This window comes from uncultured Senegalimassilia sp., from assembly GCF_902464545.1.
In the GTDB taxonomy this organism is placed as follows: domain Bacteria; phylum Actinomycetota; class Coriobacteriia; order Coriobacteriales; family Eggerthellaceae; genus Senegalimassilia.
The window spans coordinates 1-19,730 of sequence record NZ_CABQJR010000016.1 but is presented as its reverse complement, the minus strand read 5'-3'; the positions used below and the strand labels follow the sequence as shown (position 1 = coordinate 19,730).

The 19,730-nt window shown below is 61.6% G+C and carries 13 protein-coding genes and 2 tRNA genes; 5 read left to right on the top strand and 10 right to left on the bottom strand.

Going from position 1 to position 19,730, the window contains the following annotated elements; genetic code table 11:
• Window positions 1-94: 94 nt before the first annotated feature.
• The gene (locus tag RDW26_RS05815; protein ID WP_307982877.1) at window positions 95-1,621 is read right to left on the bottom strand and encodes an LCP family protein; all 1,527 of its coding nucleotides are present in this window, start codon (window positions 1,619-1,621) and stop codon (window positions 95-97) included.
• A 317-nt stretch (window positions 1,622-1,938) separates the two neighbouring features.
• Entirely contained in the window at window positions 1,939-3,213 is a 1,275-nt protein-coding gene (locus RDW26_RS05810) for an ArsB/NhaD family transporter (protein WP_114620606.1), read from the bottom strand.
• 227 nt (window positions 3,214-3,440) lie between these two features.
• Between RDW26_RS05810 and RDW26_RS05805 the strand changes: the two genes are divergently transcribed.
• The gene (locus RDW26_RS05805; protein ID WP_307982876.1) at window positions 3,441-5,666 is read left to right on the top strand and encodes a MurT ligase domain-containing protein; all 2,226 of its coding nucleotides are present in this window, start codon (window positions 3,441-3,443) and stop codon (window positions 5,664-5,666) included.
• Window positions 5,667-5,909: 243 nt separating this feature from the next.
• On the opposite strand, the gene RDW26_RS05800 is transcribed toward RDW26_RS05805, so the two are convergent.
• The 7 genes from RDW26_RS05800 to yedE form a co-directional block, all read right to left on the bottom strand.
• Window positions 5,910-5,985 (bottom strand) — tRNA-Thr (locus RDW26_RS05800).
• A 257-nt stretch (window positions 5,986-6,242) separates the two neighbouring features.
• Complete coding sequence (locus tag RDW26_RS05795; RefSeq protein WP_294382658.1) at window positions 6,243-6,731, bottom strand: universal stress protein; 489 nt, start codon at window positions 6,729-6,731, stop codon at window positions 6,243-6,245.
• A gap of 334 nt (window positions 6,732-7,065) precedes the next feature.
• Entirely contained in the window at window positions 7,066-8,466 is a 1,401-nt protein-coding gene (locus RDW26_RS05790) for an APC family permease (RefSeq protein WP_307982875.1), read from the bottom strand.
• Window positions 8,467-8,935: 469 nt separating this feature from the next.
• Complete coding sequence (locus tag RDW26_RS05785; protein ID WP_307982874.1) at window positions 8,936-9,847, bottom strand: acetamidase/formamidase family protein; 912 nt, start codon at window positions 9,845-9,847, stop codon at window positions 8,936-8,938.
• A 334-nt stretch (window positions 9,848-10,181) separates the two neighbouring features.
• A complete protein-coding gene (locus RDW26_RS05780) occupies window positions 10,182-10,406 on the bottom strand; it encodes a DUF3343 domain-containing protein (protein WP_294362827.1) in 225 nt (74 codons plus the stop codon).
• An 18-nt stretch (window positions 10,407-10,424) separates the two neighbouring features.
• Window positions 10,425-10,631 carry a sulfurtransferase TusA family protein gene (locus RDW26_RS05775; RefSeq protein WP_042432096.1) on the bottom strand — a complete coding sequence of 69 codons (207 nt, stop codon included), beginning with the start codon at window positions 10,629-10,631 and terminating at the stop codon, window positions 10,425-10,427.
• Between the two features lie 51 nt (window positions 10,632-10,682).
• Window positions 10,683-11,783, bottom strand: coding sequence for a YedE family putative selenium transporter (yedE, locus tag RDW26_RS05770; protein ID WP_307982873.1), 1,101 nt, complete (start codon window positions 11,781-11,783; stop codon window positions 10,683-10,685).
• 614 nt (window positions 11,784-12,397) lie between these two features.
• Between yedE and RDW26_RS05765 the strand changes: the two genes are divergently transcribed.
• The 4 genes from RDW26_RS05765 (at window position 12,398) to RDW26_RS05750 (ending at window position 17,866) form a co-directional block, all read left to right on the top strand.
• Window positions 12,398-12,474: transfer RNA gene (locus tag RDW26_RS05765), tRNA-Met, on the top strand.
• A gap of 106 nt (window positions 12,475-12,580) precedes the next feature.
• On the top strand, window positions 12,581-13,987 hold the full coding sequence (locus tag RDW26_RS05760) for an RNA-binding domain-containing protein (protein ID WP_307982872.1): 1,407 nt from the start codon (window positions 12,581-12,583) through the stop codon (window positions 13,985-13,987).
• A 696-nt stretch (window positions 13,988-14,683) separates the two neighbouring features.
• Window positions 14,684-16,219 carry an amino acid carrier protein gene (locus tag RDW26_RS05755; protein WP_307982871.1) on the top strand — a complete coding sequence of 512 codons (1,536 nt, stop codon included), beginning with the start codon at window positions 14,684-14,686 and terminating at the stop codon, window positions 16,217-16,219.
• A 306-nt stretch (window positions 16,220-16,525) separates the two neighbouring features.
• Entirely contained in the window at window positions 16,526-17,866 is a 1,341-nt protein-coding gene (locus RDW26_RS05750; RefSeq protein ID WP_307982870.1) for a GGDEF domain-containing protein, read from the top strand.
• A gap of 207 nt (window positions 17,867-18,073) precedes the next feature.
• On the opposite strand, the gene RDW26_RS05745 is transcribed toward RDW26_RS05750, so the two are convergent.
• Window positions 18,074-18,913 (bottom strand): LuxR C-terminal-related transcriptional regulator, encoded by an 840-nt coding sequence (locus RDW26_RS05745; protein WP_307982869.1) that lies wholly within the window; start codon window positions 18,911-18,913, stop codon window positions 18,074-18,076.
• Window positions 18,914-19,730 lie beyond the last annotated feature (817 nt).

The following is a 19,730-nucleotide window of genomic DNA, read 5'->3' as shown; positions in this document are numbered from 1 at the left end:
CAAGAGCCGGCGGGGACCGGGAAGATAACGAGGGCCGCTGCGCGATCGCAGCGGCCCTCGTTGTTTCGCCAGCATCCGAAAACGGACGCGACGCTTATTTCCAGTCGGCTCCCAGGACGATGAGGAAGTCCTCCTCGAACAGGTAGGTGTTCGAGTTCTGCACCGCCTTGCCCACGCCGAGGGCCTTCACGATGGCTTCTGCCGCTTCCTTGTCGGAAGAATCGTTGTACACCACCACGGTGTCCTGGTAATCGAAGTTGTCGGCATTGCTGGTGTTCACGCTGTATCCAAGGCTCTGGATGCGCTCGGTGGCGTCGAGGCCGGCTCCCGCAAGGCCGTTGCCGTTGCGGATGGCCACGCTGCCGCCGCGCTTGACCGCACCCGTGCCCTCGCCCGCCGCGCCGCCGCTTGCGGCACCGCCGTCGCCGGTGGTGGCCAGGATGGTGCCCGAGGTCTTGTCGACGACATCGCCCTCGGTGGGCGGCAGGCCCGCATCGACGCGCTTCATCATGGCCTTCCATTCCGCGGTATCGTTCACCTCGTACCAAACGCCGTCAACGTACTCGGAGGTGGTGGGCTCCATGGCGGAATAGATGTCGGTGGACGGGTCGAGGCCCTGCATGGCCTGCGCAAGCCCGATGATGTCAGTGACGCCCAGGTCGGTGGTGACGTACTTCGACAGCGCCTGCACGGTGGATGCCATGGACGCCGCATCGGCGGACAGCAGCTTCTTGGCGATAGCCGACATGACCAGGCGCTGGTTGGCGGCACGGTACTCGTCGCCCGGGCCGATCTCGTCGTAGGCATGGCGCGCGCGGCACAGGATAAGGGCCTGGTCGCCGTTAAGCGTTTGCGGGCCGGCGTCCAGGTGACCGCCGGCGTCCTCATCGTCGATGGTCATGGGGACGTCCACCTCGATACCGCCGAGCGCGTCCACGATATCCCGGAAGCCGTCGAAGTTGATCTCGGCGTAATGCGAGATATCGACGCCCGCCAGCTTCGACACCGTTTGCACCGAGAGCGCGGGGCCGCCGAACACGTGCGCCGCGTTGAGCTTGTTCACGCCGTATTCACCCATGTCGACCATGGTGTCGCGATGCAGCGAGACCAGCGTGACCTTCTTGTTCACGGGGTCGATGCGCGCGAGCATGATGCTGTCGGTACGGTAGCTGTCGCCGAAATCGCCCGACTCGTCGCGTTCCTCGGAGCCGTCGGTTCCCATGAGCAGCATGTAGAACGGCTCTTTGGTCATGTCCGTTTTGACCAGGTACTTCCCCACGTTGCCCAGGCCCGCGTGCAGGTTGCCGGAAAGCACCTGCACATACGCGAACGCCGCGCCGACGGCGATGACCACCACGGCAAGCGCCGCGATGCCGGCATAGAATAGCTTGCCGTGCTTTTTATGCTTATGGGTTTTAGCGTATTCGTCGCGCGAAAGGCGGCGCACCGACGGCTCGCCTTGACCAGCGGATGGCCGTTCGCCGCCGTAGCTATCGCGCGCATAGCGGTTTTGGGCGCGCACATCTGCAGCGGTTGCGCGCCTGCCGTTGGATGGTTGGTTCGTGTTTGCCCGGCCCGCGCCGTAACGGTCGCGCCCGTAGCCTGTGCGTTTGTTATCCATACGGCCATTGTGACGGCCCCCGTCCCCCATGCAAGCGGCCACACACGCTTTGCGGGAAATGCCCACATGAGTACAAGCAGGGAAACGATGGCATGCCCGAGGAAGAAGAAAGGCCTGGAACGCATTTCGCGTTCCAGGCCTTCGAGGCGAGAAATCCAGGGCTCCGCCAAAGTCAGCGAGGGGCCCTGTGGTGCCCGGAATTCGCCTGAAGCAAGGCGGCATAGGCGTTTGCTCCATGTCGCCGAAGCCGAAGACCGAGTACCACAGGGCCCCGCAGCGTCGAGCAGTTCCGCCGGCCGACAGGCCAGCGGAATCATTTAGCCACCCGGAAAGCGGATGACCATGTAGATGGCCGCAATGGCCACCGTGAACAGCATGATGGGGAAACCGCGTTTGAAGAACTGCATGAAGGTGATCTCATGCCCGAACTTCTTGCTGATATCGGACAGCACCACGTTGGCGGATGCGCCGATGAGCGTGCCGTTGCCACCCAGGCAAGCGCCCAGGGATAGCGCCCACCACAGGGCCGTGCCGTCGAGGCCGTCAGCCTCGAGCGTCAGGATGATGGGGATCATGGTTGCCACGAACGGGATGTTGTCCAGGAAGCTGGAGATGACGGCCGAGCCGAACAGCACCGCCAGCATGGTGATCATGAGGTTGCCGCCCGTGACGTCGATAAGGCCCTGCGCCAGCATGCCGATGACGCCCGTTTCTGACATGGCGCCGACGATGATGAACAGGCCGGCGAAGAAGCACAGCGTGGTCCACTCGACGCCGTGCAGCGCCTCTTCGATGCTTTCACCGGAGATGAGCAGAATCAGGCCGGCGGCGGCAAGCGCGATGACGCAGGACTCAAGGCCCAGCGCGCCGTGGGTCATGAAACCGACGACCACGAGGACGACCATGGCGACGCTGATGTGCAGCAGGCGGCGGTCCTTGATGTAGTCGTTCTCGTCGAGCTCCATGATGGCCTTGCGGTGCTCCTCATTCGCGGAGATCTTACGGCCATACATGACGTAGAACAGGCCGATGACGGCCGCCAGGATGATGATGACCGCCGGGGCGTCGTAGGCGATGAAGTCGGCGAAGGTGTAGCCCGCGGCCGAGCCGATCATGATGTTGGGCGGGTCGCCGATGAGCGTTGCCGTGCCGCCGATGTTGGACGCCAGGATCTGCGTCATGAAGAACGGCACCGGGTCGATGTCGAGCAGGCGGCACACGGTGATGGTCATGGGGCCGATGAGCAGCACGGTGGTGACGTTGTCCAGGAAGGCGGACAGCACGGCCGTGAGCAGCACGAACAGCACCATGATGGTCCAGGGATTGCCCTTCGCCACGCGTGCGCACTTGATGGCCAGGAACTCGAACACGCCCGATTGCTTCACCACGGCCACGAACAGCATCATGCCGAACAGCACGCCGAGCGTGTTGAAGTCGATGTGCCCGATAGCCGTTTCGAACGGCATGATGTGCAGGATGAGCAGCAGCATGGCGCCGGTGATGGCGACAAGCGCGCGATGCACCTTCTCGGTCATGATGGCGATCATGGCCACCACGAAGATGGCGACGGATATGATCTGGCTAGTATCCATATCCCACCGCCTTGGTTTCGTTGTTTTCCACGGGTCCTTCTTTCTCCAAAACGCGCGAAACCCTTATACGATCGCGCAAAAATCCACTATAGCAAAACCCCATTTCCCCGTGCCGATCCGGAGGGAAAGTTTCTCGTGTTTTAACGTTGAAAGGCGGCAGTGCGCGGCGACCGCCCGAGCGCGGGATATACTGGGCGCATGCATTTCCGAAGATAAGCGAGGAAACCATGGGATTGAGATTCACCGCCGCCCGCGCCGTCAGCGGCGTCTCCACTTGGGGCTTGAAAAACGTGTTCCACCGCCCCGCCGCGAACTTCCCGGGCAAAATGGCCCTGTACGTGGACCCGCAGCTTATCGCGCACCTGCGCGGCAAGCTCGAGCGCGGAAGCGTCTGCGTGGTGGGAACCAACGGCAAGACCACCGTTTCCAACCTGCTTGCCGACGTGCTTGAGACGTCGGGCCAGCGAGTCGTCTGCAACCGCACGGGCGCGAACCTGGATTCGGGCGTGTCAACGGCGCTGCTGCACGTCGGCAAGGCCGACTGGGGCGTGTTCGAGTGCGACGAGCTGTGGCTGGCGAAGATCCTGCCGCAGCTGCGCGCGAACTACGTGGTGCTGCTGAACCTGTTCCGCGACCAGCTTGACCGCTGCGGCGAGATCGACCGCATCCAGGACAGCATCGTCAAGGCGCTGGGCAGCTCGCCTGAAACCGTGCTGGTATACAACGCCGACGATCCGCTGTGCGCCTCCATCGCCGACCGCGCCGGGCAGCTGCCAGGCCGCGAGGGCACACGATCGATCGCCTTCGGCGTGGCCGAGAGCATGGGCTTGGCGCAGAACACTGTTTCCGACGCCACCATGTGCCAGCACTGCTCCACCATGTTCGAATACGACTGGCGCCAATACGGCCAGCTGGGAGAATGGCGCTGCCCGAACTGCGGCTTCGCGCGCCCTGTGCTCGACTTCGCCGCCGAAAACGTGCAGCTGGGAGTTGACGGGCTGGCGTTCTCGCTTGCCAAGCCCGGCGCCGGCGATGCCGGGCGCGAAGGGGCGTTCTCGGTGACGGCGCGCTTCAGCGGCGCCTATATGGTGTACAACCTGGCCGCGGTGAGCGTGGCCGCAAGCCTGCTGGGATGTACGAACGAGGCGCTGCAGAAGGCCGTCGATGCGTTCGACCCGCAAAACGGACGCCTGCAGACCTACGACCTTGCCGGCCGCCGCGTCCTGCTGAACCTGGCGAAGAACCCCACCGGCTTCAACCAGAACCTCAAGATCGTGGCGCAAGACCAGGCGCCGAAGGTGGTGGCCTTCTTCATCAACGACAAGGAGGCCGACGGACGCGACGTTTCGTGGCTGTGGGACATCGACTTCGAGGAGCTGGCGCAGGCGGGCCCGCTGACGGCATACGCCGGAGGCATCCGCGGGCGCGACATGGCCGTGCGCCTGAAGTACGCCGGCATAGACGCCCAAACCGTTGACAACGCCGACGATCTGCTGCAGCGCATCGCGCAGCAGCCGCGCGAGGTGAGCGCGTACATCATCGCGAACTACACGTCGCTGCCGGGGTGCAAGGCCGCGCTGGACGCAGCCGTGGCCGCAGGCGGCGAAGTCGAGCCTGCCGCGGGAGAGGCGCCCGCGCCGCGCGATTTCGGAATCCAAGGCGGCAGTGCGCCGGCCGGCGAGGATGCGGCGAACGGTCAAAGCCCCGTGGTCATCGCGCACCTGTTCCCCGACCTGCTGAACCTGTACGGCGACGGCGGCAACGTGCGCGTGCTGCAGCAGCGCCTGGCATGGCGCGGCATCCCCGCGGAGGTCCGCCGCGTGAACCACGGCGACGCCATCGACCTTTCCGGCGTCGACCTGATCATGATGGGCGGCAGCCCCGACCGCGAGCAGAAGCTTGCCAGCGCCGACATCGTGGCCATGCGCGACCAGCTTGACGCGTACGTGCAGGACATGGGCCCGCTGCTGGCCATTTGCGGCAGCTACCAGATGCTGGGCCGCGAGTGGCTGGTGGACGGCGAGAAGGTGCCCGGTCTGGGCCTGGTGGGCATGACCACGGGACGCCCCGGCACCTCGGGCGACCGACTGGTGAACAACATCGCGCTGCGCAGCCCCTTGGCCGACGAGCCCGTGGTGGGCTACGAGAACCACGCAGGCCGCACCTACCTCGACGAGGGCGTGGAGCCGTTCGGCACCGTTGTCTCGAACACGGGCCTGGGCAACAACGAGGAGACCAAGCAGGACGGCGTGCGCTACAAGAACGTGCTGGGCACGTACCTGCACGGCCCGCTTCTGGCGAAGAACCCGCAGATCGCGGACTGGCTGTTGGCCCGCGCGCTTGAGCGCAACGCCAAGCGAACCGGACAGCCCCTAGTTGAGCTGACTCCGCTCGACGATGCACCGGAGAAGGCCGCGAACGCCTTCATGTGCGACAAGCTGGGAGCCAAGTAGCGGCGGATTGCCGATGCGGGCGGGCGCGAAATCATCTAAGCCCGCTGGCGAACGCGAAGGCCGTCAGGCTGAAGGCGAACGTGAGCGAGCGCCGAAGCGCCCCGACCTGCGAGCGAGCGCAAAAGCGCGGTGCCGGCCCTGTGCGAGGAAATCGCATGGGACCGGCACCGCGCTTTTTATTTGGGAGTGATTTCGAGAAAAAGAAAACGGGCCGGACATTTCTGCCCGGCCCGCGTACATTCGTGGAGCCAACGACCGGATTCGAACCGGTGACCTGCGCTTTACGAGAGCGCTGCTCTACCAGCTGAGCCACGTTGGCACACGGCTTCTTGCGAAGCGCGAATATGAACTATACCGAAGAGCCTGCCGTTTCGCAAGGGGCAAATGCAACTTTTCGGGCGAACGAGTGGGCATTCGCCGTTTCTCCATAGGCTCGCATCATGGCGTTGCAGCCCTCAGGGGCCGCATGGGCGCGCGCTCAACCGCTGCAGCCGTCACACCCGAGAGCCGCAGAGGGCGCTCCCTAGAGCCGAGACCATCGCGCCCAGGAACCGCCCCGGCGCACAGCTTCGCCGCCTACTCCTCGTCCTCGGGGGCTTTCACCACCAGCACGGGGACCTGGGCCTCGCGCAGCACATAGCTGCTCACGCTGCCCAGCATGCCGCGCAGAGCGCCCAAACCGCGGCTGCCCATGATGATGAGTCCGCAGCCGTTCTCCTGCGCGTACTTCACGATTTGGTCGCCCGGGTGCACCTCGGGCAGCAGGCAGACGCGCTTCTCGTTCATGAGCGGGCGGATCACCCCGTCGACCTGCGCATGCAGGCGCTCGGATGCCTCCTCCGTCGCCTCCTCCATGGCTTCTTGCATGCCCATGGGGACGACGCTTTCGGTCAAATCCACACCACGAGCCTCGAGCTTTGCCACGGCGGTTCGCTCCAGGTCGACGATCTGGACGACGTGCAGTGCAAGCCCGGCGTCCTCCTTCGCGAAGCGCACGGCCTCGTCAAGCGCCGCACAAGCGGAATCGGACCCATCGAACGGGACCATAACGGCATCGTAGAGCATTGCAACCCCCTTCTTTCACCGGTTGAACCTGGCAAGGCAAGGCGGCGCAGCGCGTTGCGACGAGCACCGAACGCGACGCCGACGGCCGCACACCCCCGGCAACCTCGCATCCGCATCCCCGCGTGTCGCACGTGTTCCGCGAGCTGCTGAAGCAGCTCAACGCGCAAGGGCCACGGACCCTTCCCCATCAGGCTTTATCCCCAGTATAGCAAGAAGCCCCGCGGCAATCGCCGCAGGGCTTCCGCAAACGCCGCTCGCGCAAACGGCGTTGCCATGTTGTAACGTTTCGCGAACGCGGCGGGCAACCGCCCTACGCGCAAGCGGGAGACGCCGGCTACACCTCGAGGTGCTTGAACGCCTCGGGGACCTCCTTGAAGCCCTTGGACTTCACGGCGCCGACGATCAGGCCGATGATCAGCCACACGACGCCGACGATGTAGGTCATCGTCTCGAAGCCGGTGAACACGTACACCAGGATGCCGATGCCGATCCAGGGGCAGATCAGGTACTTCACGATGTCGCCGAAGGTGTTGCGCTTCTTCTCGCGGATGAAGAAGAACAGGAACACGGCGAAGTTCAGCAGGATGAACGAGGCCAGGGCGCCGAAGTTCACCAGGCCGGCGAGCTGGGTCATCTTGTCGCCCATGGGGATGGACAAGCACAGGGTGACCACGCCCAGGAACACGGCGGAGAACCAGGGGGTCTGATACTTCGGGTGGACCTTACCGAATACCTTCGGGATAACGCCGTCGCGGCCCATGGAGAACAGCAGGCGCGAGGAGGCCATCTGGGCGTTCATGATGTTGGCGATGCCGATGGCGATGATGTTGATGACCAGCATGATCTTGTAGAAGACCGGGCCGCCCACCAGCATGACGGAATCGAAGAAGCCCATGTCGGGGTCGGTGTTGGCCCAGTCGGGCTGCACGATGGCGGCGATGTAGGTCTGAGCGACGAACACGACGATGATGGCGCACAGGGCGATCAGGATGCCGCGACCGATGTTCTTCTCGGGCTCGTGGGTTTCCTCAGCCAGGGTGGACATACCGTCGAAGCCCAGGAAGGAAAGCGCGGCCAGCGAGATGCCGGCAGCGATGAAGTGGGCGTCGACCTGGCCTTCCTGATAGATCGGGTCGAGCACGAAGGCACCGGCGCCGCCGCCGCCCATGATGAAGTTGCAGCCGAGCGCGATGAACGCGATGACGGCCAGGACCTCGATGACGAAGATGACCCAGTCAACGCCGCGGCTCATCTGGATGCCGCGGATGTTCACGAACGTGTTGAAGGCGATGAAGACCACAGCCCACAGCCATGCCGGGCTGTTGGGGATCAGAGCGGTGCCCCAGTTCATGACCATGACGATGAGCAGGGACGGAACCAGGATGTAGTCCAGCAGGATCAGCCAGCCGGCGATGAAGCCCACGTGCGGGTTGATGCCGCGCTGCACGTAGGAGTACACGGAGCCGGCGATCGGGAAGCGGCCGGACATGCGCATGTAGCTCATGGCGGTGAACATGATGGCCACGAAGCCGATGATGTAGACCAGCGGCGTCATGCCGTGGCTGTTCAGCTGAATGGAACCGAAGATGGATTGCGGGGCGATGATAACCATGAACAGGACGCCGTACATCACCACGTCCCAAAGGCTCATCCCGCGGCGCAGCTCCTGCTTATAGCCGAACTGCTCGATGTTGTCCCCGGCGTTACCCTTCGCCGGAGCTTTTTGCTCTGCCATTTCCCTTTCCTCTCTTTCTTGCGGGGAAAACAAGCATTGCGCAGGGCCAGAAGCGCGATTCCCGGCTCTACGCAATAGCCCGTACTTTAGCACGTTAAAGCGCAGGAGTAGAGTGGATATGGCAATTCCTAGCGCCGTCGTGCATGATTTTGGCGTTGAAAGGCGGCCCTATACGTGTCCAAGACGCAAAAAATGCCCGATTTCCTGGGGAAACCGGGCATTTTGCATGAGATTCCGAAATCAACAGCAGCGAGACAGGCGTGTATTTTCACGTCTGCTAACTAAGGCGAACGGTAGGTTTACGGCGATAAACGGTTGCGCGAACGCATTGGGTTTCGCTCGTTGCGCAGCGCAATCCGGCCAGGCCTTGCCGTTTGACCGGATTGCGCCCCGACGCCGCAAACGATCGTCGCAGCCCGCAAACCGACCAGCCGGCGCCTACGGTTGCGGGACCTGCGGCTGAACGACCTTACGGCTGCGGGATCAAAACGGGGAACTCGGACAGCTTCGGCGTCCCGATGCGCAGCGACACGTCGACCTCGCACGGCTCGCAGCCCTGGCTCACCTCGACGTCGCTTTGCACGGACATGTACATGTAGGTTTCCACGGCATCCCAACCGGTGACGCGCATCAGCAGACGCTGCAGCTCCTTCGAGCCGTTCATGAGGGCCTGCTCATAGTGGGTGCCGCTGCAGTTCACGTACCACTTGCCGTCGGGGCCGAAGGTCTCGAGCACCGGCCAGTTGAGCTCGAAATCTTTCACCAGCTGCACGCGCACGGTGATTTCAGCGGGGATCTCGATGCCGGTGCCGCAGAGCTCGGCGTCGCCCATGGTGGCGTGCACGTCGCCCATCTGCAGAAGCGCGCCAGGGACGCGCACGGGGAAGTACAGGCGCGTGCCCTTGGTGATCTTCTTGTTGTCCATGTTGCCGCCGTGGCTGCCCACGAAGCCGTCGATGACGTCGGGGCCGGACGGCGCGGTGCCGATGACGCCGATCATGGGGTTGATCGGGAAGCCGACCTGGTTGAACGTTGCCATGCCGTCCTTGATGGGGATCTTCTTGGTGCGGTAGCCGGTGGTCTCGAACAGCGGGCCGCAATGGTCGTCGGTGGCGATGGTGCCCTCGTCGGCCACCTTCACCTCGTAGATGTCGACCACCAGCACGTCGCCGGGCTCGGCGCCTTCGATGTAAACGGGACCCGCCGCGGGATTGGCGAAGCCGTAGGTGTAATCCAGGTCGGCCATGGTGGTGTTCTCGTCGGGAATGCGGTTGCTGAAGCAATCCTGCGTGTTGAACTGCAGCACCTCGCCAGGCTTTGCCGTGGCGCAAGGCTTGTTGTCCTTGGAGAATTCGTAAACCTGATCGGTGATGATCTGCATGATGCCCCCTTCTTCATGGTTGCGAACGCGGCTTGCCGCCGTTTCGAGCGATTGTACGCCAACGGTCGCAGGCGCGCCACGGCGGGCGGCGACACGGCGGGCCGAGCACGGCGGCTGGTACGAAGGCGGAGAAGGGAAAGGGCGCGCCATAGGGGCGCTGCGAGGGGGCGGATAGAGGCGAAGATGGCAAACGCAAAACAGCGCTCGGAAGACGACAACCGCGCAAGGCAAGCCCGGCATCCAGCCCGAAAACTGCGAACGCAAAAAAGGGGCGTGCTCCCGCACACACGGAAGCACGCCCCTTCGACGCGTTATAGATATAGGCACGTGAGGCTTACAGCTCGAGTACGACGGCCTGCTCGAGCTCGATGCCGCTGCGCTGCGCCAGCGAATCCAGCAGCTCCGCCGCAGCCTCGGGCTCGAGCCACGCCATGCCGCAACCCGCGGAAAGCTGCCGCGGAATGGGCGCAAGGCGGCCGCGAAGGCCCTCGCCTGCGGCCGCCTGCTTGAAGGCGAGCGCGTCAGTGGTGGTATGGAACGACGCCACCGCCGTCTTCACCTTCCGCCGCGCCATGGGTTAGGCGATCTCGATCACGAAATCGTCGCCGACGCGCTGCGCCGTCGCCGTGCGCTTGCGCTTCTTCGCCAGCGAGCAGATGTTATCGCGCGCCACGGTGTTGCTCACCGTCACCTTGATGGGCTCGGAGCCGCCCTTCTTCATGGCGTTCATGGTCAGGATGACCGGTTCGGGACAGGAGAGCCCTCGGGCGTCAACTTCGATCATTGGAAGTCCTTTCGGTAAATGAACTGGGGAAATACGCTTGCAGCTTATACGCTACGCGGCGTTCTTCTGCTTGCGCACGTTCACGATGGCGATGATGAACAGCACCACGATGCAACACACGAGCACGATCTGGCCCGCAACGCTCGGACCGCCCAGGACGGCGGCCTTCTCGGCGGTTGCAGCGGAGGCGGCAACGCCCGCCAGGCCGAAGTTGTGGGCGAAGGCAGCGCCGATGAGCATGCCGACGAAGGTGACGGCGGCGTCGCAGGAGCCCTGGCCGGCAAGCGTCATCTGGCGCAGCGGGCAGCCGCCGGCCAGCGTGGCGCCGAAGCCCACGGCATACAGGCCCAGGATGTTCCACAGGTGCTGGGAGTGGGCGATGGGCTGGCCGTCGAAGCTGAGCTTGAAGCCGCCAGTGGCCAGGTTGAACACCACCATGACCACAAACAGGCCGGCGATGGGCAGCATCAGGTCGAAGTCGCGCATGAGGAAGATGTTGCGGACGGAGCCGGCGAAGCAGATGCGGACCTTCTGCGCCAGGGCGCCGATGACAAGGGCGGTCACCAGGGCAATGAGCACGGGAGCGTGCTTGGAACCCGGGCCGGCCTGGCTGACGGCGAAGACGCCGGCGAAGACGCTGATGCACAGGCCGATGATCAGCAGCACGGGCAGAACGGCGCCGGCCGTCTTGTTCGTGTCATGCTCGCGGCCCAGGGAGTAGCCCTTCTTCAGGAAGAACGTGCCCGTGGCGACGCCCAGGACGAAGCCGATGAGGCCGACCCAGGCGTTCAGGTCGCCGGCGGCCATGCGCAGCACCATGCGAAGCGGGCAGCCCAGGAAGATGAGGGCGCCGATCATCATGATGAAGCCCAGGACGAATCGGGTCATGGGGGAAGAGCCCGCCGTGGAGCGATACTCGCGCGTGGCCAGGGCGATCAGGAACGAGCCGACGACCAGGCCGACGATCTCGGGGCGGAAGTACTGCACCGTCTCGGTGGTCTGCAGCTTCATGGAGCCCGCCATGTCGCGGATGAAGCACGCGGCGCACATGGCCATGTTGGCGGGGTTACCGGAGAAGGCCAGAAGCGCCATTCCAAGGCCGACCAGCACGCCGACCAGGGCCAAGCCCTTTTTGCTGTTGAGGAAATCCAAGGAAGTCCCTTTCCATATATAAAGATGAATCGTTCGCATTCGATCCTCCGTCGCGTATGCGCACGCGCGGACCGCAGGCCCGCGGGGACGACAAGGCAGAACACGCCCAAAACGCCATTCGAAACGGAAAACAATGCAAGCCGCGTCAAAGCGCGGCGAAATCGACGCTCAGCAGAATGCGTCGGATGCGGGCAGAAAGCCCTTAGCAGAATGATTGCGCTAGCAGAATTCGCGCAAGCAATGCCGTATTGTAAAAAGAGGTTGCTTTCCTGTCAAAGTCAGCGGGCGCTAATCTTCCCTGAGCGGTAGACGGGGCGTCTGCGCAGGCGTTGTCTATAGGGCTTGCCGCGGGTTTGCCCGCAGAGGTGCCGCAGATTCGCCTGATAAGGTTCCCCGTATCTTCGTTGTAGCATCGCAAACAGAAATCGATCGCATTGCCGTTGCGTCACCTACGGAGCCCTCATAATGCTACTACGGCTCGCCCTGAAGTGCCGTCCATTTGTGAAGGTTCTGTGACAGGAAATCATTTGCTTGCATCACGGCGGGATGACGCGTATAGTTCTTTCTTGCAGCTTTTCTGAAACATTCGGTTCCGAGAAAAGCGGGTCACATATTGCGGGGTGGAGCAGTCTGGTAGCTCGCCGGGCTCATAACCCGGAGGCCGTAGGTTCAAATCCTGCCCCCGCGACCAAATGTTCAAGCCGCCCAACGGGCGGCTTTTTTGTTTCCCGGTTTTCATTTCCTCTTTTTGGGTCGATAATGTGGTCTCATGCAATCAAGCGGAAGAGGAGTCGCGGGTGAACCTGGGCAGCGAGAGCGAGATCGTCGAGTTCAAGAAGTCCACGGGCGAGCACAAGGAGGCCCTGCAGGCCATCAGCGCCATGCTCAACAAGCACGGCGGCGGCGAGCTGTACTTCGGCGTCAAGGACAACGGCGACGTTATCGGCCAGGATGTCACGGATTCAACGATTCGGCAGGTCGCAGGCTGGATCGCCGACAAGATAGAGCCGCCCATATCCCCCACCATCGAACGCCTTGCCCCGGATGACGGCAGGACGTACGTCCGCGTCGCCTTCGCCGGGGTCGAGGGGCCGTACTCGGCGGACGGCCGGTACTTCATCCGCGTCGGGACGTCCAATAAGGCGATGACGGCCTCCAAGCTCAGCACGATGATCATCAAGCGGGACCGCGCCCGCAACCCCTGGGACTCCCAGCCGTCCGGCAGGCCCGCATCCGACATCGACGAGAAGGCGCTGCGCGACCTCGTTAGACTCGGCAACGAGGCGGGCCGTATCCCCACCGGGTTCACAAGCGCACGAAACGAGCTCGACAGGCTCAGGCTCATCGCAGCTGACGGCACGCTCACCAATGCAGCCGACGTGCTGCTCTGCGAGGGCAGGGACCTGTGCCCCAGGATGAAGCTCGGCCTGTTCAAGACCAACACCAAGGCGCAGATCGCCGACATGTGCCGCGAACAGGGGCCCATGCTCGAGCTGCTCGATCTGGCAGAGCGCTACGTCGTCAGGAACATCCGCAGCGAGGTCGTCATCGGCAAGGCCGGCATGCGCCGCCAGGAGGTCCCCGAGGTCCCGCTCGAGGCCATCCGAGAGACGCTCGCCAACGCGCTGTGCCACCGCGACTACACTACCGGCACCTCGGTGCAGGTCAACGTGTTCAAGGACTTCGTCGAGATCGTCAGCCCGGGCTTGTTCCCCGAGGGCGACTCACCCGAAAAGCACCTCTCCGGCGACGCTAACGAGTTCCATCCCCGCAACCCGCTGATCGCCGAGGCGCTCTACAAGGCCGACGTCATCGAGCAGTACGGCACCGGTATACCCCGCATCAAAGAGACGTGCGAAGCGGCTGGCGTTTCGTTCAAGTTCGAGCAGACCGTCACCTCAACCGTCGTCCGCTTCGATCTGCCGGGCGCGCGAAACGCCACAGCAAGCAAGGCCGACTACACAGGAAGGACCGCTCAAACAGAGAGCCTAACCGCCGCGGATCGAACATCCATCGCGATGCGCCTGGCATCTGAAGGGGGCAGGGTCACCACCAGAGAACTCGCAGAGGCCGCAGGAGTTGGCAGACTGACGGCGTCGAGAATCCTACGCGAACTTGCAGATAAGGGTGAACTCGAGTGGGTGGGAAGCGGCCCGAACGACCCGCAGCAGTTCTACAAGGTAAGAGGCGACACGACGAACTAGCTTACTGCTTACTGCTTACTGCGCGGGAGCACCCAGGTGCTCCCGCGCTTTTGCCCTTTCTTTCGAACGGCCGCCGCCCTCAGCGCATCACGAACCCCAGGCTGTTTACTAGCGCTTTACGGGAACGACTTCTTCAAAGCAGGCAAAGATGCTGCGTAGCAAGGGTTTAATCGAGGGTCGTTATCCGAACTTGGTAATCTCTTCCATAGTCGCCGCGCTAAACATGTAAGCTATTTGCTTCAGCAGCTTCGCAAGGAAGGCAAGATTCAAGCCGGCGCAGCAACATCTGGCGGAAAATGGGAGCTTATCAAATAATCTAATTCGATGGCTAAACTAGACTAAACAATTCAAGCGTTAGTCTAGTTTAGTCTATTTCAATCGCCGCATAGCTACGACTAAGGACCTAGGGAAGCGCCGGCAAGATTGGCTCCGACCGCGCCACTCCGACAATAGAAGCACCCATTAAAGGAGCCGGACATTCCGCCTGGCATACTCAAGGCGCCCCTTCCCTGCCGCATAGCACGCAATTAATGCCGCAACGCGTTCGTTTTCCAAATCGAAACAATTCCGTAAACTGCCTTCGGTAGCGTTTTCCCTGTCATATACGCGAGGAAAGGGTATGCGTTAGGGAGACCCGCTCCCCCGTTCGGTTCTCCTGAACGCATGCGCTCTTCCCGATAGGGAAAGGGAAAGGCCATGGAGGATTTCCTTACATCGTTCTTCATCACGCCGTTCACCGGACTTGCGGAGGGAATCGCCACCGCCACCAGCCCGCTCGACGTCATCGATGCCGTCGATGGCTTCGTGTGGGGTCCTATCATGATCTTGCTGCTGCTGGGCACGCACATCTTCATGACCATCCGCACCGGCTTCATCCAGCGCAAGATCGGCACCGGCATCAAGCTGTCCGTCACCAAGGATGACCCCTCCAACGCCGACGGCGACATCACCCAGTTCGGCGCGCTGACCACGGCTCTTGCCGCCACCATCGGAACGGGCAACATCGTCGGCGTGGGTACGGGCCTGCTGTTCGGCGGCCCTGGCGCCATCTTCTGGATGTGGATCACCGGCATCCTGGGTATCGCCACGAAGTACTCCGAGGTGTTCATCGGCGTGAAGTACCGCGTGAAGGATCACTCCGGCAAGATGCTCGGCGGCGCCATGTACGCCCTCGAGCGCTGCTTCAAGAACAAGAAGGCCGGCCGCATCCTGGCCATCCTGTTCGCCCTGTTCGCATCGTTGGCAGCCTTCGGCATCGGCGCCTCCACGCAGTCGAACTCCCTGGCAGATGCGCTGTACAACACCTCGCTTATCGACGGCAAGGCCATCCCGCAGTGGCTGGTGGGCGCCGTGGTTGTGGCTCTTGTGGCCATCGTCATCCTGGGCGGCATCAAGTCCATCTCCAAGGTGTGCGAGAAGCTGGTCCCCGTCATGGCCGTCTTCTACGTGGTGTGCTGCCTGATCATCATCGGCATGAACGGCCAGTTCCTGGGCGAGGCGATCCGCCAGATCATCGTGGGCGCCTTCACCCCCGCAGGCGCCGCCGGCGGCGCGGTGGGATCGACCATCACCCTGGCCCTGCAGTTCGGCTTCAAGCGCGGCATCTTCTCCAACGAGTCCGGCCTGGGCTCCGCCCCGCTGGTCGCCTCCTCCGCCACCACGAAGAACCCCGCACGTCAGGCGTTGGTTTCCATGACCGGCACGTTCTGGGATACCGTCGTGGTGTGCGCCATCACGGGCCTGATGCTCATGACCACGCTGCTGGCGAACCCCGAGCTCTCCACGGCTATCGCCAACGGCACCATCTCCTCAGGCGCCGGCCTTGCGACCGCCGCGTTCGAGAAGATCCCCGTGTTCGGCCCCTTGGTGCTGCTGGTCGGCCTGGTCACCTTCGCGTACTCCACCATCCTGGGCTGGAGCCAGTACGGTAACCGCGCCATCAGCTACCTGTTGGGCAAGAAGGCCGTCATCCCCTACTACATCGTGTTCCTGCTGTTCGTGTTCTGGGGCTGCATGATGGTCGGCGACGCCGCCGGCAGCGCCACGGTCTCCAACCTCAGCTCCGTGGTATGGAATGTGGCCGACGTGATGAACGCGCTCATGGCCATCCCGAACTGCATCGCGGTCCTGGGCCTGTCCGTCATCATCGCCCGCGAAACGAAGCACTACGTGTACGACCACAACCTGGAAGAAGTCGACAGGACCGAGATTCCGCAATACCACGAAAAGTAGAGCAGTTTTACATCTCCGCACGCGTTGAAGGGGCTCGTATTCGAGTCCCTTCCCTTTTTTGACCCAAGGCCATCCTGATTCGACGGCGGGACGCGTGAACAGGGGACGGAGGTGCGTTCATCCAGCACCCGAATCACACCGACGGCGCGCGCCATGTCTTTTCTCTTTTCTGGACGCGTTCGGCTTTCAAAATGCGCATACAATTTTTCGTTACCCCCTTGCCCACGCTAACCGATGGCAGACGATAAGCCCTATAATTACCTGCTGTGAAAACGCCGTCTGAGGCGGCAGGAGGGGGCAAAAGCCATGAGAAGGGTCCATGTCCAGACCGTCAGCTTCGCAAACACCGCGATAACGCTTGCGCTTGGCATCGCATGCGCCATCCTGTTTTGGCAAGGGCGGGCGCAGTTCGAGGTGCTGCAACAGGCAAACGAGGCATACATCTCCTGCGAAAGCGATGCACAGCAAATGCAGGACAGGTCGGATTACCTGACCGAGCAGGTTCGCCTGGTCACCATGACCGCCAAACCGGAATATATCGATAGCTACTTCTCCATGGCCAACGACAACGAGCAGTTCGACGAGGCGTTTGCGGACCTCAAAAGCCGGTTTGAGGGAAACGACGCATACGAATCGCTACGCACCGCGATGGACGAATCAAACGAGCTGATGAACACCGAGTTCTACGCCATGCGCCTGATCTGCGAGGCGAACGGCATCGATCCCTCCCCGTGGCCCGAAATCGCATCATGCCAGATCAGCGATGAGGATTCGCGCACGTCGCACGACAGCATGATTTACGAGGCACAGAACCTCGTCTCTGATTCCAAATACGAGGAAGCGAAGGATTCCATCAACAGCCACACCAGCGATTGCATCGCTAAGGTAACCGATGCCACAATAGGCAGCCAAAACCGCGCCGCTTCCGTATTCGATGGCATTTATGGCACGATCGAGGCATGCATAGCGATATACATCGCCCTGACGTTGATCATCTGCGCGCTCGTCCGTCGCGCCGTCGTGAAACCCCTGCTAAGCTTCGGCGACAGCATCAAGGCCAACCAGCTGTTCCCCGTGCAGGGCGCCGGCGAGCTGCAAGTGTTGGCGGAAACGTATAACCGCGTGTTCACGGAAAACGAGGCCACGCACATGGTCGTCAAACATCAGGCCGAGCACGACCCGCTGACCGACCTGCTCAATCGCGGATCGTTCGACAAGGCCCTGAAGCTCCACAATGACGGCAAGCACGACTTCGCGCTCATCTTGGCCGACGTCGACCAGTTCAAATCCATCAACGACACCTTCGGCCACGCCGTAGGGGACCAGGTGCTCAAGCGCGTGTCAAGCCTGCTGCAGGTGGCCTTCCGTAGCACCGATTTCGTGTGCCGCATCGGCGGCGACGAGTTCGCCGTCATCATGGTGGATGTGACCAGCGATCTGCGATACACCATCCAGGAGAAGATCGATTTCGTGAATACGGAGCTATCAAAGCCCATCGACGGCATGCCGCAGGTATCGCTGAGCGCAGGCGCCGCATTCGCCGATCGCCCCGATCCCGGCGACAGCATCTACAAGGACGCGGACGATGCGCTGTACCACACGAAGGAAAGCGGGCGCGGCAGCTGTTCCTTTTTCGGTGAGTTCTAGAGCTTGAACAGGGAAGACGCGCAAACACAGGAGGCTTGCGCAAACGGAAGGCGATCCGGGTCCGCGCACAACCCAACGAATAGCGAAACCCCTGGAAGCGATGCGACCATTAGGCTTCGTTTCCAAGGGTTTCGCGTAAAGTACGAGACAGCTGCATTTGCAAGCAACGAATCAGGCTACGCTTAGACGAAAGCACACATCAGACACCTAAGAGGCTAAACAAAGTCCATCTCGCCAGCCAATCACGCAGCAATGCCAAGCGTCATTTTCGGCTTTTGAGGACCCCCCCCCGTCTCTGACTCGATTGAGGGCTGCAAAAAACTGCATCTCGTTCGAAACGCCCATTTTATGGTAGATGTTGGCAATATGGCGCTTGAGGGTATTTCTACTGATGCTTAGCTTATCGGCAATCTCTACTCGCGATATGCCCTTTACCAGCAAGCAAGCAACTTCCCACTCACGCGGGGAAAGAGAGTACGTAGCAACAATGGGGTCCGCATCGCAATCCATCATAAAGCGATTCACGCCATTTGGGTACACAAGACGAAAACGACTGCAAAGATGCTCGTTCACTTCTTCAAGCACGCGCATTTCCTCATCGGTGAAATCCCCATGCTCTTTTGAGCGCATAAGGGAAATAGTGCCGAACAGAATATCATCGGCAGCGATGCAAGCTGTTACCGTGTAGAAAATGCCTAAACGGCTTTCCCATTCCTGGTGAATACGCGACTGCTCAATCACCTCTGGTCGCATTAAATCCGTTGAGCGAATCGTCATGGGTAAACATTGATTGTAAAACCACGACAGATAGTCAATAGCGTGATAGTAATTCGCATATAACGCCGTAAGTTCGTCGTCGGTATCCGTGCTTCGATAGTTGAAAGCAGATTTATGCGAATCGGATTGGTCGTTAAGCGCTGTATATGAATGATCGAAAGGTATTATCCCCCGCAAACCATCACAACAAGTTACGAGCAAATCTTCCATAGGTGTAGTGTAAAGCTTGAGAATCAGGTCATTCTGTTTCCTATGGATGTCATCTTCCATATGCACCACTCCATGCGTGATCAACGTGTCCCCATACATGGAATTATACTCGCTTAACATGATGCGCAATAGTTTTTCATCGACGGTCGGTTCTGGAAGGCACCGAAGGCGGCGCATGCCCCCTTCCCATAAAACCGGAAGCATACAAGAGATTACTATTTCTTCAATATGGCAATAGCCCCATCGCTTTACCGATGGGGCTATTGCCTGCAGATGGAAAATGCGACAGCGGCGAATTCCGTCGCAAGGCAAACTGCATTTCACGCTCGCACAGTCGGTGGCAAAAATAGGAAGGGCCACCGACCGCCACGATGCGAGGCCCCGAGCAGAAGCTCCGGGCGACTACCAAGACCCGCAAAACGTTCAGCTGAACACGTTCCACGAGGAACACCATGCTTCCTTCTCGCTCATGCACACGCGTAGAAGTCCGAAATCACGCGAGGAGGGGACGCAACGCAAGGAAGAAGTATGGTGTTACCCGTCAACGCCGGCCCTCGGGGTAAACCCTATCAGAGGATTCACCCCGAGAGCGCTTAGAAGGGTTGCGGCAGAGCATGCGCACGCACTGCCGCGAATAGGTGGATGGCATCCCGGAGTCGAGTGCTCGGTGGCGCTCCGATTAAACGATTCGGAGTATCGCCCACAAATCCGAAGGCTACGCGAATCTCTCCGCTCCGAGACCACCTAAGGCCGTTTTGAACGATCCGTGGTGCGTTCCTGCAACGGTCAACATCCTCGGACTTCTGCCGACGGCCTTGAGGCGTCATCAAATTAAGCGGTGATGACGGTGCCCGTCTTGCCCTCGAGGCCGGCAGCG

Coding starts and splice junctions, on each gene's coding strand:
- RDW26_RS05815 (WP_307982877.1), bottom strand. CDS start 1,621: ATGGATAACAAACGCACAGGCTACGGGCGCGACCGTTACGGCGCGGGC.
- RDW26_RS05810 (WP_114620606.1), bottom strand. CDS start 3,213: ATGGATACTAGCCAGATCATATCCGTCGCCATCTTCGTGGTGGCCATG.
- RDW26_RS05805 (WP_307982876.1), top strand. CDS start 3,441: ATGGGATTGAGATTCACCGCCGCCCGCGCCGTCAGCGGCGTCTCCACT.
- RDW26_RS05795 (WP_294382658.1), bottom strand. CDS start 6,731: ATGCTCTACGATGCCGTTATGGTCCCGTTCGATGGGTCCGATTCCGCT.
- RDW26_RS05790 (WP_307982875.1), bottom strand. CDS start 8,466: ATGGCAGAGCAAAAAGCTCCGGCGAAGGGTAACGCCGGGGACAACATC.
- RDW26_RS05785 (WP_307982874.1), bottom strand. CDS start 9,847: ATGCAGATCATCACCGATCAGGTTTACGAATTCTCCAAGGACAACAAG.
- RDW26_RS05775 (WP_042432096.1), bottom strand. CDS start 10,631: ATGATCGAAGTTGACGCCCGAGGGCTCTCCTGTCCCGAACCGGTCATC.
- RDW26_RS05755 (WP_307982871.1), top strand. CDS start 14,684: ATGGAGGATTTCCTTACATCGTTCTTCATCACGCCGTTCACCGGACTT.
- RDW26_RS05750 (WP_307982870.1), top strand. CDS start 16,526: ATGAGAAGGGTCCATGTCCAGACCGTCAGCTTCGCAAACACCGCGATA.
- RDW26_RS05745 (WP_307982869.1), bottom strand. CDS start 18,913: ATGGAAGATGACATCCATAGGAAACAGAATGACCTGATTCTCAAGCTT.